At 69.3% G+C, this 14,234-nt stretch carries 12 protein-coding genes; 7 read left to right on the forward strand and 5 right to left on the reverse strand.

Annotated features, from left to right (window positions below; all coding sequences use genetic code 11):
• Positions 1-3 precede the first annotated feature (3 nt).
• Positions 4-1,614, forward strand: coding sequence for a hypothetical protein (locus tag KUA19_RS15015; protein ID WP_217393587.1), 1,611 nt, complete (start codon positions 4-6; stop codon positions 1,612-1,614).
• A 63-nt stretch (positions 1,615-1,677) separates the two neighbouring features.
• On the opposite strand, the gene lexA is transcribed toward KUA19_RS15015, so the two are convergent.
• Positions 1,678-2,421, reverse strand: coding sequence for a transcriptional repressor LexA (gene lexA / locus KUA19_RS15020; protein WP_217393586.1), 744 nt, complete (start codon positions 2,419-2,421; stop codon positions 1,678-1,680).
• Positions 2,422-2,866: 445 nt separating this feature from the next.
• Between lexA and nrdR the strand changes: the two genes are divergently transcribed.
• Together nrdR and KUA19_RS15030 are read left to right on the forward strand one after the other, a co-directional pair.
• Positions 2,867-3,397: a transcriptional regulator NrdR gene (gene nrdR / locus KUA19_RS15025; RefSeq protein ID WP_217393583.1), complete on the forward strand. Its 531-nt coding sequence runs from the start codon at positions 2,867-2,869 to the stop codon at positions 3,395-3,397.
• Between the two features lie 67 nt (positions 3,398-3,464).
• Positions 3,465-6,311 (forward strand): vitamin B12-dependent ribonucleotide reductase, encoded by a 2,847-nt coding sequence (locus KUA19_RS15030; protein WP_217393582.1) that lies wholly within the window; start codon positions 3,465-3,467, stop codon positions 6,309-6,311.
• Between the two features lie 72 nt (positions 6,312-6,383).
• On the opposite strand, the gene KUA19_RS15035 is transcribed toward KUA19_RS15030, so the two are convergent.
• Complete coding sequence (locus tag KUA19_RS15035; protein WP_217393580.1) at positions 6,384-7,841, reverse strand: hypothetical protein; 1,458 nt, start codon at positions 7,839-7,841, stop codon at positions 6,384-6,386.
• 127 nt (positions 7,842-7,968) lie between these two features.
• Here KUA19_RS15035 and KUA19_RS15040 point away from each other — a divergent pair, with 127 nt between their 5' ends.
• The 3 genes from KUA19_RS15040 to KUA19_RS15050 are packed head-to-tail and all read left to right on the forward strand — an operon-like array spanning position 7,969 to position 9,996.
• The gene (locus KUA19_RS15040; RefSeq protein ID WP_217393578.1) at positions 7,969-9,111 is read left to right on the forward strand and encodes an epoxide hydrolase family protein; all 1,143 of its coding nucleotides are present in this window, start codon (positions 7,969-7,971) and stop codon (positions 9,109-9,111) included.
• Between the two features lie 37 nt (positions 9,112-9,148).
• Positions 9,149-9,511 (forward strand): DUF6915 family protein, encoded by a 363-nt coding sequence (locus KUA19_RS15045; RefSeq protein WP_217393576.1) that lies wholly within the window; start codon positions 9,149-9,151, stop codon positions 9,509-9,511.
• Complete coding sequence (locus KUA19_RS15050; protein ID WP_217393574.1) at positions 9,508-9,996, forward strand: hypothetical protein; 489 nt, start codon at positions 9,508-9,510, stop codon at positions 9,994-9,996. The genes KUA19_RS15045 and KUA19_RS15050 overlap by 4 nt, the downstream gene beginning before the upstream one ends.
• A 39-nt stretch (positions 9,997-10,035) precedes the next feature.
• Here the strand turns inward: KUA19_RS15050 and KUA19_RS15055 are convergent, their stop codons facing one another.
• Positions 10,036-10,347: a tetratricopeptide repeat protein gene (locus KUA19_RS15055; RefSeq protein WP_217393572.1), complete on the reverse strand. Its 312-nt coding sequence runs from the start codon at positions 10,345-10,347 to the stop codon at positions 10,036-10,038.
• A 193-nt stretch (positions 10,348-10,540) separates the two neighbouring features.
• On the opposite strand from KUA19_RS15055, the gene KUA19_RS15060 reads away from it, so the two are divergent.
• Positions 10,541-11,440, forward strand: a complete 900-nt coding sequence (locus KUA19_RS15060) for a DMT family transporter (RefSeq protein ID WP_217393570.1) — start codon at positions 10,541-10,543, stop codon at positions 11,438-11,440.
• Between the two features lie 137 nt (positions 11,441-11,577).
• On the opposite strand, the gene KUA19_RS15065 is transcribed toward KUA19_RS15060, so the two are convergent.
• Positions 11,578-12,867 carry a cellulose-binding domain-containing protein gene (locus KUA19_RS15065; protein WP_254548374.1) on the reverse strand — a complete coding sequence of 430 codons (1,290 nt, stop codon included), beginning with the start codon at positions 12,865-12,867 and terminating at the stop codon, positions 11,578-11,580.
• A 223-nt stretch (positions 12,868-13,090) separates the two neighbouring features.
• Positions 13,091-14,092: an aldo/keto reductase gene (locus KUA19_RS15070; RefSeq protein ID WP_217393564.1), complete on the reverse strand. Its 1,002-nt coding sequence runs from the start codon at positions 14,090-14,092 to the stop codon at positions 13,091-13,093.
• Between the last annotated feature and the right edge of the window lie 142 nt (positions 14,093-14,234).

Here is a 14,234-nt window from a genome sequence, read left to right on the forward strand (position 1 = left end):
CGGATGCGGTTAACGGGATTCCTGGTCAAGGCATGCGCGGCCACATTCGGCGTCGCGCTCGGAGCCGGGCTGGTCAGTGCCCCTGCAGGGGCGGCACCCAACCCGTCCCCGAGTGCGGCGTCGACGGCGGTCCCGGGCACGAAGGTGTGCACGATCAACGACACCCGCCTGACCGAGCTGTCCGGCATCGTCGCCGTCGGCAACTTTTACTACGTGATCAACGACGGCTCCGACATCGCCGGCCGTACGCGCATCTTCAAGTTGAACAAGCAGTGCGGGATCGTGGGCAGTGCCATCAACTACGCGGGCAACGGCGCGGCCGATCCCGAGGACATGGCGATCGCGCCCGACGGCAAGACCATCTGGATCGCCGACACCGGCGACAACAACGACAGCTACAAGCAGACCCGGACGACGGTCGCGCTGTGGAAGATGGTCAACGACAAGGTCACGGGGCCCTACCGCTTGCGGTACCCGGACAAGAAGTACGACGCCGAGGCGCTGCTGATCGACAAAGACGGCAACCCGATCATCATCACGAAGAACTGGGACTTCACCGCCGCTGGGACGACCCACGTCTTCACGACCGCCGCTCCGCTCGGCGCCGCTGGTGCCACGGTGGATCTGAAGGAGGTCGGCACCGTCAAGCTGCCGGTCACCCAGACCGAGGTGATCGGCGGGTCGGTGGCCCGCCGCATGGTCACCGGCGCCGCGGCCTCGCCCGACCGCAGCAAGGTGGTGCTGCGCACCTACGGCGACGCGATGGAGTACGACGTCACCAACGGCGACATCATCAGCGCCCTGACCAAGGGCAAGCCCCGGGTCACCCCCGTCCCCGACGACCCGCGCCGCGGTGAGGCGATCACCTACACCACCGACGGCACCAAGTTCCTGACCGTCTCCGAGACCGAGCACCTCAAGAGCACGGACGCGGCCCGCAAAGCGGTGATCTGGAGCTACACCCCCAGCGTCGAGCACTTCGTCGAGGCGACCCCGCAGGCAGGCCCGAAGAAGGCCGACAAGGCCTGGTACATGAAGCTCTTCGGCAGCGTCGACGACCTCTACCTCGCCCTCGGCGGCGTCGGCGTGGTCGGCGTGCTGCTGGTGCTGCTGGGCGTGTTCGGCATCGTGAAGTCGCGCAAGCGTCGGGCCCGCAAGGGCGGCGACGAACCGCTGGACGACATGGCGCCGGCCGACAACTCCGCCACCGCGATGCTCGCCCCGGTCGGCGGCTACCAGGCGTCCGGCTACTACGCCGACGGCTACGGCCAGCAGCAGGGCTACGGCCAGCAGCAGGGCGGGTACGACCAGTACGGCGGCCAGCAGTACGGCGGCCAGGGCGGCTACGACCAGTACGGTGGCGGCCAGCAGGTGTACGCCGGGCAGGGCTACGGCCAGCAGGGCGGCGGCTACGGCGCGGACCCGTACGCGGGCCAGCAGTACGGACAGCAGCAGCAGGGCTACGGCGGCGACTCGGGCTACGACCCGTACGCGGGTCAGCAGCCGGACGGCTATGGCCAGCAGCAGGGCTACGGCCCGCAGCAGAACGGCCAGTACGGCAACCAGGGCTACGGCCAGGAGTACGGCGACCAGGGCTACCAGCAGTACCGCTGACCCACGACGTGACACGGCCCCGGCAGGAGTTCCCGCCGGGGCCGTTCGCTGTTCGGGGGCCGGTCAGACCCGGCGCATCACGAAGACGACCTTGCCGAGGATGACGGCCGCGTCGCCGGGGATCGGGTCGTACGCCGGGTTGCGGGGCATGAGCTGGACGTGCCCCTCGCGCAGCCGGTAGACCTTGACCGTGGCCTCGCCGTCGATCATCGCGGCGACGATGTCGCCGTTCTCGGCGACCTGCTGCTGGCGCACCACGACCCAGTCGCCGTCACAGATGGCGGCCTCGATCATCGAGTCACCCTTGACCTGGAGCGAGAAGAGCGTGCCCTGGCCGACGAGCTCGCGCGGCAGCGGCAGCACCTCCTCGATCGACTCCTCGGCCAGGATCGGGCCACCGGCGGCGATGCGGCCGAGCAGTGGCACGTACACCGGGGTGGGACGGGCGGCCAGCGTGGTCTCTTCGCTGTCACTGCTGTCGACCGGGGTGCGCACGTCGACGGCGCGCGGGCGCGACGGGTCGCGGCGCAGGAAGCCCTTCCGCTCCAGCTCCTTGAGCTGGTATGCCACCGAGGACGGCGAGACCAGGCCGACGGCCTCGCCGATCTCGCGCACGGTGGGCGGGTAGCCGTGCTGCTCCACCCATTCCTTGATCACGCTGAGAATGCGCCGCTGGCGGCTGCTCAGGTCCCCGTTCTGCAGATCCGCGGTGGTGCCGCTGGTGGCCGCGACCGCGCGCAAAGGTCCCGCTCCGGCGGGCGCGGTCGGCGGCCTACCAGGTCGCGACGCTCGCTCATTGGGGGACATTCGGACCTCCGGTGATGTGGCGTACGCGCAGCCACCAAGTTCGCATCGGTGGTGGTGAACGTTACGAGTGGTTCTTACCGGACACCTTAATGCGACTTGGTGTCAGTTTCAAACATCTGTACGATCCTCCATCCGTGTCGATGCTTGATCACCGCTGTGCCCCGTGTGGGTGACGGTCCGTGTTGTTGCTCGCGACACGTCTCAGAAATGGGCGAGTCAACTTGCGACCGGGGCTCCTGGGGCATAAGTTCAACCCCACATCTTGTGGTGGTGTCGAGCCGACCACCCACAGATTGGGTTTCAGGGCCCATCTCGTGGGGGAACGGCCGAGTCACTCTCCGTCGTTGTACCCGTTGACGGCCGCATTGGCGACCGTCGACGAAGTCATGCCCGGAGCGGTGCCGCACTGCCCGGAACGGTGACGACGACGTGGGAGGTGACAGCGATGCGATGCCCGTACTGCCGACACCCCGACTCCCGCGTGGTCGACTCCCGCGAGGCCGAGGACGGCGCGCTGATCCGGCGGCGCCGACACTGCCCCGAGTGCGGCAAGCGGTTCACCACCGTCGAGGAGACGGTGCTCTCGGTGGTCAAGCGCAGCGGCGTGACCGAACCGTTCAGCCGACCGAAGATCATGAACGGGGTGCGCAAGGCCTGCCAGGGCCGCCCGGTCGCCGAGGACGCGATCGCGCTGCTGGCCCAGCGGGTCGAGGACGTCGTGCGGGGGCGCGGCGCCGCGGAGGTGCCCAGCCAGGAGGTCGGCTTGGCCATCCTCGGGCCGCTGCGGGACCTCGACGAGGTGGCGTACCTGCGGTTCGCCTCCGTCTACCAGGACTTCCAGTCCGCCGACGACTTCATCCGTGAGATCGAGTCGCTGCGGCGGCATAACCAGCCCGTCCCGGGGCAGGAACCTGCCGGGCCGGACGTCACCGAGGACGCCGACGCGGGCGCCAGGGCCGGGCAGGTCGCGGGCTGACGCCCGTACCAGAACGTGTTTTTGCAGTTGAAGTGTTGTTTTAAGTCGTTGACCTTAGGGGGCTGACGTGGGGGAGAACGCAACAGCGAGCGCCAAGCGCACGCGGGCGGGCGCCGGTGGTCTCAAGATCGAGCGGGTGTGGACGACCGAGGGCGTCCACCCGTACGACGAGATCACCTGGGAGCGCCGTGACGTCGTGATGACGAACTGGCGCGATGGCTCGATCAACTTCGAGCAGCGCGGGGTGGAGTTCCCCGAGTCCTGGAGCGTCAACGCGACCAACATCGTGACCACGAAGTACTTCCGGGGCGCGGTTGGCACCCCGGAGCGGGAGTGGAGCCTGCGCCAGCTCATCGACCGCGTGGTCAAGACCTACCGCAAGGCCGGTGAGGAGCACCGCTACTTCGCCACCGCCACCGACGCCGAGGTGTTCGAGCACGAGCTGACCTGGATGCTGCTGCACCAGGTGTTCAGCTTCAACTCCCCGGTCTGGTTCAACGTGGGCACGGCCAGCCCGCAGCAGGTCAGCGCGTGCTTCATCCTGTCCGTGGACGACTCGGTCGACTCCATCATGGACTGGTACAAGGAGGAGGGGCTGATCTTCAAGGGCGGCTCCGGCTCCGGCATCAACCTGTCCCGCATCCGCGCCAGCAAGGAACTGCTCTCCTCCGGCGGCACCGCCTCCGGCCCGGTCAGCTTCATGCGCGGCGCCGACGCCTCCGCGGGCACCATCAAGTCCGGCGGCGCCACCCGGCGCGCGGCCAAGATGGTCATCCTCGACGTGGACCACCCCGACATCGAGGAGTTCATCTCGACCAAGGCGCGCGAAGAGGACAAGATCCGCGCCCTGCGCGACGCGGGCTTCGACATGGACCTGGGCGGCCGCGACATCGTCAGCGTGCAGTACCAGAACGCCAACAACTCGGTGCGCGTCTCCGACGAGTTCATGACCCGGGTCGAGGAGGGCAAGAGCTTCGACCTCGTCGGCCGCCTCGACGGCCGCGTCATCGAGACCGTCGACGCCAAGAGCCTGTTCCGCAAGCTCGCGCAGGCCGCGTGGGAGTGCGCCGACCCCGGCATCCAGTACGACGACACCATCAACGCCTGGCACACCTGCTCCGAGACCGGCCGCATCACCGCGAGCAACCCCTGCTCGGAGTACCTGCACCTGGACGACACCTCGTGCAACCTGGCGTCGCTGAACCTGATGAAGTTCCTGCGGGCCGACGGCGGCTTCGACATCGAGAAGTTCGTCAAGTCGGTCGAGTTCGTCATCACCGCGATGGACATCTCGATCTGCTTCGCCGACTTCCCGACCGAGAAGATCACCGACAACACCCGGGCCTACCGGCAGCTCGGCATCGGCTACGCCAACCTCGGCGCGCTGCTGATGGCCTCGGGCCTGCCGTACGACTCCGAGGCGGGCCGCTCCCTGTCCGGCGCGATCACCGCCCTGATGACCGGTGCCGCCTACCGGCGCTCGGCCGAGCTGGCCGGCGTCGTCGGCGCGTACGACGGCTACGCCCGCAACGCCACCCCGCACCAGAAGGTCATGCGCAAGCACGCCGAGGCCGCCGAGGCGCTCACCCCGCACGGCCCCGTCGCCACCGCCGTGGCCGCCGCGGCCCGCAAGGAGTGGAAGTCGGGCAACAACCTCGGCGAGAAGCAGGGCTGGCGCAACGCCCAGGCCAGCGTGCTCGCCCCCACCGGCACCATCGGCTTCATGATGGACTGCGACACCACCGGCGTGGAGCCGGACCTGGCGCTGGTCAAGTTCAAGAAGCTGGTCGGCGGCGGCTCGATGCAGATCGTCAACCAGACGGTGCCGCGCGCGCTGCGCAACCTGGGCTACCAGGAGGAGCAGCTCGAGGCGATCACCGAGTTCATCGCCGAGCACGGCCACGTCGTGGACGCCCCCGGCCTGAAGCCGGAGCACTACGCCGTGTTCGACTGCGCCATGGGCGAGCGCTCCATCGCGCCCATGGGCCACGTGCTGATGATGGCCGCGGTGCAGCCGTTCATCTCCGGCGCGATCAGCAAGACCGTCAACATGCCGGAGGCGGCGACGGTCGAAGAGGTCGAGCAGATGTACTACGACGGCTGGAAGCTGGGCCTCAAGGCGCTGGCGATCTACCGCGACAACTGCAAGGTCGGCCAGCCGCTGTCGGTGGCGCAGCGCCAGCCGCTCGCGGCTGCCGCCGCGACGAAGGAGAAGGAGCCCGCCGCCACGCAGGCGGTGGCCCAGGTCGCCACTCCGGTGATCGAGAAGGTCATCGAGTACCGGCCGGTGCGCAAGCGGCTGCCGAAGAAGCGCCCGTCGCAGACGGTGTCGTTCACCGTCGGCGACGCCGAGGGCTACCTGACCGCCTCGTCGTACCCCGACGACGGCCTCGGCGAGGTGTTCCTCAAGCTCGGCAAGCAGGGCTCGACCCTGGCCGGGGTGATGGACGCGTTCTCGATCGCCGTCTCGGTGGCCCTGCAGTACGGCGTGCCGCTGCAGACCTACGTCGAGAAGTTCATGAACATGAAGTTCGAGCCCGCCGGTATGACCGACGACCCGGACATCCGCCTGTCGAACTCGGTGATGGACTACATCTTCCGACGGCTGGCACTGGACTTCCTGCCATACGAGCAGCGGGCTGAGCTGGGCGTCTTCACGGCCGCCGAGCGCGCCGCACGGCTGCGGGCCGAGGAGGAGGGCGTCGAGTACGTCCCGGCTCCGGTCGCCGCCGAGCCGCAGGCCGGGGCGACCGTGCTGCCGGTGACCCGGGTCGGGTCGTCGACCGAGGTGCTGGAGGCGATCACCGGGCGGGTGTCGGACGCGCCGCTGTGCTACACGTGCGGCACGAAGATGCGCCCGGCGGGCAGCTGCTACGTCTGCGAGGGCTGCGGCTCCACCAGCGGCTGCAGCTGATGACGCCCTGATGGCGTGACAGAAGGGGAGCCAGGCGAACGCCTGGCTCCCCTTCTGCTGTCCGCGACAGCGTCAGAAGCGGCCCGCCACCGCCGCGAACGCGTCCGTGGTGTAGGTCGAGCTGTACTGGTAGACGCCTGCCAGCACCGGGCCGCCGGAGCGGCTGACCGTCCACCCGGCGTCCGACTCGAACGTCGTGTTCGACACGCCGCAGCCGCCGCTGAAAGCCAGATCGTCGTATGCGACGTTCACCGAGTAGTTCGAGACCTTCTTCAGCTCGGCCAGGCGCAGGATCAGCGAGATCCGGTGCCCGGACACGAGGTAGGGGCGCAGGTCGAGGGTGCTCGTCCACTCCCACTGGTCCCACGTGGTGTTCTCGGACGCGACATCGCGCCTCCAGATGATGGTCTGCGTGCCCGTGGTCTCGTCCCGGACCAGGATCTGCTTGTCGTGATATCCGAGGTCCTGGCCGATGTTGCGATCGTCGGCGTACCGGAGGGACAGGGTGCAGGGCTGGGCCGGGGTGAAGGTGACATCCGCCTTGGCCTGCGCGTACTGGCCCGCTGCCGTCTCCGTGCCGGGTGCCACGGACAGGCTCAGCGCCCCGCTGCCCGTGTTGGCCTTCCGGAAGGACCCGCCCGCGGGAGCGCCCGCCGGATCGAGCACGAGCTGCCAGATGATGACGCCCGCGATCTTTCCGGCGGAGGTGTCGGCCAGCGCCGTGTCGACAGCCCGGGTGAGGTAGTCGACGTCGGGCCGATCCACGGTCGCGCTGAGCTCGTTGCCGTAGACCATGAGGATGAGCCGTTTGCCCTGGGCCGCCAGCATGGCCGAGACGGAGTCGATCGCCGCCTGCTCGGTGTCGGTCATCGTGGTGTTGCGGTTGACGCCGTCGCGATACGGCATGATCACGCCGTCGATCGCGTACTCGTAGCTGTTGATCACCGTCTGCGTGAGGCTGGGCTGGTAGTACTCGAGGTAGAAGTCCAGGTGCGGCTGGATGGCGCTGGCCGCCACGTTCATCTGCCGTACGTAGGCCGGGGTGAAGAAGTCGGGGTTGTAGAAGTAGCTCCGGCTGCCCATGTCCATGTCGTCGATGGTCCAGGCGGTGAGCAGGGGGTACTGATTGGACAGCGTCGCGATGTCCTGGCCCCACGCCACGTAGTCCTTGTGATGCGGGAGGTACGTGTCGCAGGAGTAAGGGCTGGCGGCAGAGCTGGGGCACTCCGTCGGCGGAAGCAGGTAGACGATGACCCGGACCCCGTTGGCCTGGGCGGCGGGCATGAATTCCAGCCTGAGGTCATCCCAGTCCGTCGCCGCGCGGACCAGGTACATGTAGGTGTTGGCGTGCAGCTCCACCAGCCGGCTGACCGTCCGCGCCGAGTCGACGTGCCCGTCGGCTCTACGGATCACACCCTCGGCGGTGCCCTTGACTCCGTCCGGCGGGGCCGCCAGTGCCGGCGACGGGCCGGTCAACGGGAGACCGGCCAACAGGACGAGCAGGGCAAGGCTGCGCAGCGTTGTTCTCAAGAAGACTCCCCGTGTCACATGACGTGTCGCCGGAGCCTAGTGGGACCAGCCGCATGGTGGGGGGCGCTGCGAGGCCGCCCGAAAGCCGGAACGCCGCAGGGTCCGGCGTGGGTGGCAGAATCGGCATGTGCAGCCGTTTCTGATCGATGTGCCTGATGGTGTGCTGGACGACCTGCGGGAACGGGTGGTGCGGACCCGGTTCGGGCGGCGTAGCGGGGCGCAGGCGTGGGACGCGGGGACCGATCCCGACTACCTGGCCGAGCTGCTGGACTACTGGGCCGAGGAGTTCGACTGGCGGGCGCAGGAGCAGCGGCTCAACGCGTACCCCCAGTTCCTGACGGAGATCGACGGGCAGACCGTCCACTTCGCGCACGTGCGCGGCAAGCGGTCCGAGGGCGGCGCGGCGCCGCTGCCGGTGATCGTGACGCACGGCTGGCCGTACTCCTTCGTGGAGATGCTGAAGCTGGTGCCGCTGCTGACCGACCCGGCCGCGTCCGGCGCCGACCCGGCCGACGCGTTCGACGTGGTGATCCCGTCGCTGCCCGGCTACGGGTTCAGCGACCTGCCGCTCAACGGTCCGTCGACCAAGCCGAGGACCGCCGACGTCTGGGCGAAGCTGATGGCGCGGCTCGGGTACCGCCGGTTCGGGACGTCGGGCGAGGACGTCGGCGCGGGCGTGAGTGACTGGCTCGCGGTCCGTCACCCCGAGAAGATCATCGGCTTGTACGCGGCGCACCCCGCCTACCCGCCCCATTCGCGCCGCACCGGCCTGTCCCCGGCCGAGGACGCGTTCCTGGACTGGCTGAAGGCCAAGTGGCAGGGCGGCGAGGGGTACGCCGAACTGCAGGCCACCCGCCCCGACACGCTCGCGGCGGCGCTGCTGGACTCGCCCGCGGGACTGGCCGCGTGGCTGGTGGAGAAGTTCCGGGCGTGGAGCGACTGCGGTGGTGAGATCGACCGCCGCTGGAGCAAGGACGACCTGCTCACCACCATCACGCTGTACTGGGTGACCGAGACCGTCGGCACCGCGATGCGGCCGTACTTCGACGAGCACCACGAGCCGGTGCTGCCGCTGGTGCAAGTGCCCGCCGGGGTGAGCGTCAGCCTGGCCGACCAGGGCATGCCCCGCGAGCTGGCCGAACGCACGTACACGGACCTGCGCTTCTTCCACCCGCTGGTCTCCGGCGGCCACTTCGTCGCGTTCGAGGAGCCCGACCAGGTGGCCGAGGACATGCGCGAGTTCTTCCGCCCGCTGCGCGCCGCCGGTTGATCGAGAACTGTCGGGGGTACGACTTAGCGTCCGCGCCATGAATTCGTGGCACCACGCGCAGTCGGCCGCCCGCAAGTGGGGCGGCGAGCCGGAGGACTACCTGGCGATCGAGGAGTTCATCGACTCCTCGAAGCAGATCATCGGCGACGTGCGGCACCGGGCGATGTACCACCACACCGCGGGAGTGTTCCTGTGCCAGCGGATCTTCGGCACCACGCTGGAGGTGGGCCGCAAGCGCATCCCGGTGCGACTGATCGCCGAGCGGCACATCCTGGAGGACCTCGGCTGGCTGCCCTCGCCCGCCGACTATCTGGCCGGGATGCCGATCAAGCCATGGATGTCCGGCGCGCAGCGCAAGGAGGTGCCCTTGTCGGTACTGCTCGGAGAGGACAACCGTTGAGCCACACCAGTTTCCTGGGAATCCCGGTGGAAGGGACGATCACTGAGTCGGACCGGGTACCGCAGCGCCCGCTCTCGGAGCTGCAACCGCTGCTGCGGGCGCTGCTCGATGACGAGACGATCACCGAATTCGGATGGCGGCAGTTCACGCCCTACTTCAATGACGGTGAGCCCTGCGTCTTCGGTCTGAGCGACTTCTGGGTGCGTACCACCGGGGACACCGAGGTCACCGACCTCGGTCTGCTCGAAGTCGGCGAGTACGCCGGAACGCATCCGACACTCGGCGGGCACGCCGCCGAGAGTCATGGTTGGCAGTACGGACCGTACCGGGGCGACCAGCCTGAGCGTTACCACCGCGCGCGGGCGCTGGCCGACGCGTTACACGGGAACGAGTTCGCCGACGTGCTGCTCGACGCGTTCGGCGACCACGCCGAAGTGACCGTGCGTCGTACCAACATCAGCGTGGAGTTCTACGACCACGAATGAGGCCGGTGACGCGGGCCGGCGCTTCCGGCCCGCGTCAGGTCAGCAGGCGCCCATGGCCTCGGCGATGCGCAGGTGGCGGCGGGCTTCGTCGTGGCGGCTCTGGCGTTGCAGGGTGCGGCCGAGCATCAGGTGCGCGTAGTGCTCGGCAGGGTCGCGTTCGAGCACCAGCCGCAGCTGCTCCTCGGCCCGGTGCAGCTGGGCCGAGTGGTAGTAGGCGCGCGCCAGCAGCAGGCGCGGGGCGACGTCCTCGGGCACCTCGGCGACGACGTCGGCGAGGATACCGGCCGCGGTGATGTAGTCGCCGTAGTCGAAGAACAGGCGGCCGCGTTCGTACTCCTCCAGGATTCTCACGATCTGGTTTAACGGTTTGGCGGCCCGCCGCATTCCGGGGCACCATCGACCGCATGAGGCGCACCATCATCTCCCCGCCGGTCCGCTGAGCGGACGGCGCTGCCCCACTGCCGTGACGGCCTAGGCCGCACGCCGGTGGCCCGTCCGCATACGCGGAAACCGACGGCCATCGAGACAGTGGAGAAGCAGGGAAATGGAGTCCTCAACCGGGCTCGCGCCGGCGCGCGCGAGCACCACCGCGTCGTACGGGCGCGGCTTGTTCTTCGTCGGCACCGCCGCGGTCGCCTGGGGCACCGGTGGCGCCGTCGCCTCGGTCCTCTACCGCACCAGTGGCCTCGGGCCGCTCGCGGTGTCGTTCTGGCGCCTGGTCTGCGGCATCGTCATGCTGTACGGCCTGCGCGCCCTCACCCGCGACCGCACCCCGGTCCGCCCCCGGGACGCCCTCGTGCTCGGGTTCGGGCTGGCCGTCTACCAGACCGCCTACTACGGCTCCATCGCGTACGGCGGGCTCGCCGTGGGCACCGTGGTCACCCTCGGGGCCTGCCCCGTGGTGATCGCGCTCGCGGCGCGGGTGGTGCTCGGGGAGGCGCTGACGCCGGCGCGGGCCGGATACGTCGGCGCCGCGCTGGCCGGGTTGGTGCCGCTGGTCGGGTCGGCCGGGACGGCAGGGCCGAATCCGCTGCTCGGGGCGGCGTTCGGGGTGCTGTCGGCGGCGGGGTACGCGGTGGTCACGATCTACTCGCGGCGGGCCGGGGGTGATCTGTCCTCGGTCACCTCGGCCGCGTTCGTGGTGGCCGCCGTGTGCGTCGCGCCCCTGGCGGCGCGGGAGGGACTGCTGCCGACCATGGGGACGCTCGCGGTGCACGGGGCCTGGCTGCTGTACCTGGGGGCGGTGCCGACGGCGCTGGCATATCGGCTGTTCTTCGCCGGGGTGGCGGCGGTCCCGGCGACGGTGACGGCGGTGGTGACGCTGCTGGAGCCGGTCGCGGGGGTGCTGATCGCGGTCGGGCTGCTGGGCGAGCGGCTCACCGTCGTGGCGGCCGCCGGGGCGGTGCTGATGTTGGCCGCCGTGGCGGGGCTGTCTCGCCGCTGACATCGGCCAGGCTGCGGCTTCGGGAAAAGTGCGGGAATCCGACCGTCCATTCGTGCGGGTTCCCCGATACAGCACGAATGGACGGACGGGGCGCGCCCGTCGGGGAAGAGGGGAGGCGCGCCCCGGGTTCGGCGGGGTCAGTAGCCCCAGCGGGACTTCAGGTGGCGCCACCAGTCGCGCAGCATCCACTTGTCGAACTCGGTGATGGACGTGGCGCTGCCCGCGTTCATGATGAAGCAGCACTGGCCGGTGGGAGTCCAGTCGTAGAAGTCGTCCAGACCGAAGCTGTGTCCCATCTCGTGCAACAGGATGTGGATGTTGTCGGTGTTCAGGTTGCTCGTGTAGTACTCGCTGCCGATCCGCTGGCCCCAGTCGCCGCCCGCGCCGCCGGTCATGCCCGCGGTCAGCCACAGCGACATGTCGTAGTGGTGCGACGCGCCGCCGGCGCAGCCGGAGTAGTTGCCGTCCTGGTGGAAGAAGCGGCCGCACGGCTCACCGCACTGCGGTGCGTTCTCGCGGATGTTGTTGACGTAGATGTCGACCGAGCTGTCGGTCCACTCCAGGGCGGCGCGGTCGCGTACGGCCCAGCCGACGACCTTGACCGGCACGTTCGCGTACGGCCAGCCGTTGTGGCCCGCCATCACGTCCATCCACTTCTTGAACTGGCGGGCGAGCGCGGCGTGGATCTGGTCGCGCTGGGTGGCGGTGACGTGGGCGCTGGAGTCCCAGCGTACGCAGTAGTTGATCTGCCCGCCGCCCGCCATGACCTGGTCCCAGCCGTAGTTGCGGAACGTGTAGAGCTGGTTGTACGTGCTCTCGTAGTGCGCCCACACCTCGTTGAGCGGCTGCACCAGGTTCGCGGGCGGGTTCCAGCCGCTGCTGCTCGGGCTGGTGCTCGGGCTGGGGCTGGCCGACCGGGACGGCGACGGCGAGGGGGAGGCGCTGCGGGACGGCGACGGCGACGGCGAGGCGGTCCGGGACGGCGACGGTGAGGCCGGGGTCGTCGTTCCGGTGCAGGTCACGCCGTTGAGCGTGAACGAGGTCGGCACAGGGTTGGCCGTCGTCCAGGCTCCGTTGAACCCGATCGACGTGCCGGCGCCGGTGCCGAGGCTGCCGTTGTAGCCGAGGTTGGCGGCGGTGACCTGGGCGCCGCTCTGGCTGAACGTGGCGTTCCAGCCCTGGCTGACGGCCTGGCTCGCGGCCGGGAAGGTCCACTTGAGGGTCCAGGCGGTGACGGGGTCGCCGAGGTTGGTGAGGGCGACGTCGGCGGTGAAGCCGCCGCCCCACTGGGACGACACGCGGTAGGTGACCTGGCAGCCCGCGGCGGCTGCCTGCGCGGTGGGCACGAACAGGCCCCAGGCGACGGTGGCGAGGCCCGCGGCTGCGGCGACGAGGGACGCGACGAGGCGCCTGCTGATGGGGGACAAGGTGACTCCCGGAGCGGATTCGGGCGCGCGGGGGGCGCGCTGACGGGTTATCCGCGTGGGCGAGATACCCGGAGTCTCGGCGACACGCATTGAGCGCGACGAATCCTATACGGCTGGGAGCGTTCCCACAATGCCTGCCAACCAATCTCGTCGATCATGAACTTATGGGCGTGACACGCCGTCGAACCCGCCCATAAGTTCATGATCGACAGAAGGAAGGAGGTCAGTGGCCTACGGTTTGCATGCCTTGGGGGTTGTAGCGGTCGCCGGCTACGGCGTCGGCGGGGACGGCGGCTGAGAGGCGGGTGAGTTGGTCGGCGGAGAGGGTCACGTTCTCGGCGGCGACGTTCTCCTCCAGGTACGACACGTGCTTGGTGCCGGGAATGGGCAGGATGTCGTCGCCCTGGGCCAGCAGCCAGGCCAGGGCCGCCTGCGCCGGAGTGGCCCCGACCTCGTCGGCGACCTCGCGCACCGCCTGCACCAGGGCCAGGTTGTGTGCGAAGTTCTCCTCGGCGAAGCGGGGCACGCTGCGCCGGAAGTCGTCGTCGGCCAGGTCCTCGCGTGAGGTCACCTTGCCGGTGAGCCAGCCCCGCCCCACCGGCGAGTACGCGACCAGGCTCACGCCCAGTTCCCGGCACGTGGCCAGCATCTCGTCCTCGACGAACCGGGTGAACAGGGAGTACTCCATCTGCACGGCGGCGATGGGGTGCACCGCGTGGGCGGTGCGCAGCGTCTGCGGACTCACCTCGGACAGGCCGAGGTGCCGCACCTTGCCCTGGGCCACGAACTCGGCCATCGCGCCGACCGTCTCCTCGATTGGAGTGTCGGGATTGCGACGGTGCATGTAGTAGAGGTCGATCACGTCGGTGTTCAGCCGTCGGAGTGAATCCTCCAGCGCCTGGCGGGCCCAGGTGGCCGAGGAGTCCACGAAGCGGCGTACCGGCTGACCCTGGGCATCCAGTTCGGCACGATTGGCGAACTTGGTGGCCAGCACGTACTCGTCGCGACGGCTGCCGAGCGTTCGGCCGATCAGCTCCTCATTGTGGCCGAAGCCATACATGTCGGCGGTGTCCAGATGGGTCACCCCCAGGTCGAGGGCGCGCCGCAGGGTGGCGGCCGACTGCTCGTCGTCGCGCCGACCGTACGCGAAACTCATGCCCATGCAGCCCAGGCCGATCGCGCCGACCTCGGGTCCGCTCGCCCCGATGCGCCGGGTGGTGCTCATGGTCGTCTCCTCACTGTCGGTGTTCGTGATCTCGGCCTTGCCCACCGAAGTCGTCACTGAACGCGAAACCCGCTGCGACACTGTCGCCTGCCCTGGTTACGATGCGGCTCAACCCCATAGACACATGACTCAGGAGCGTTCG

Origin of the sequence: Catellatospora tritici (assembly GCF_019083965.1) — a bacterium.
In the GTDB taxonomy this organism is placed as follows: Bacteria; Actinomycetota; Actinomycetes; order Mycobacteriales; family Micromonosporaceae; genus Catellatospora; species Catellatospora tritici.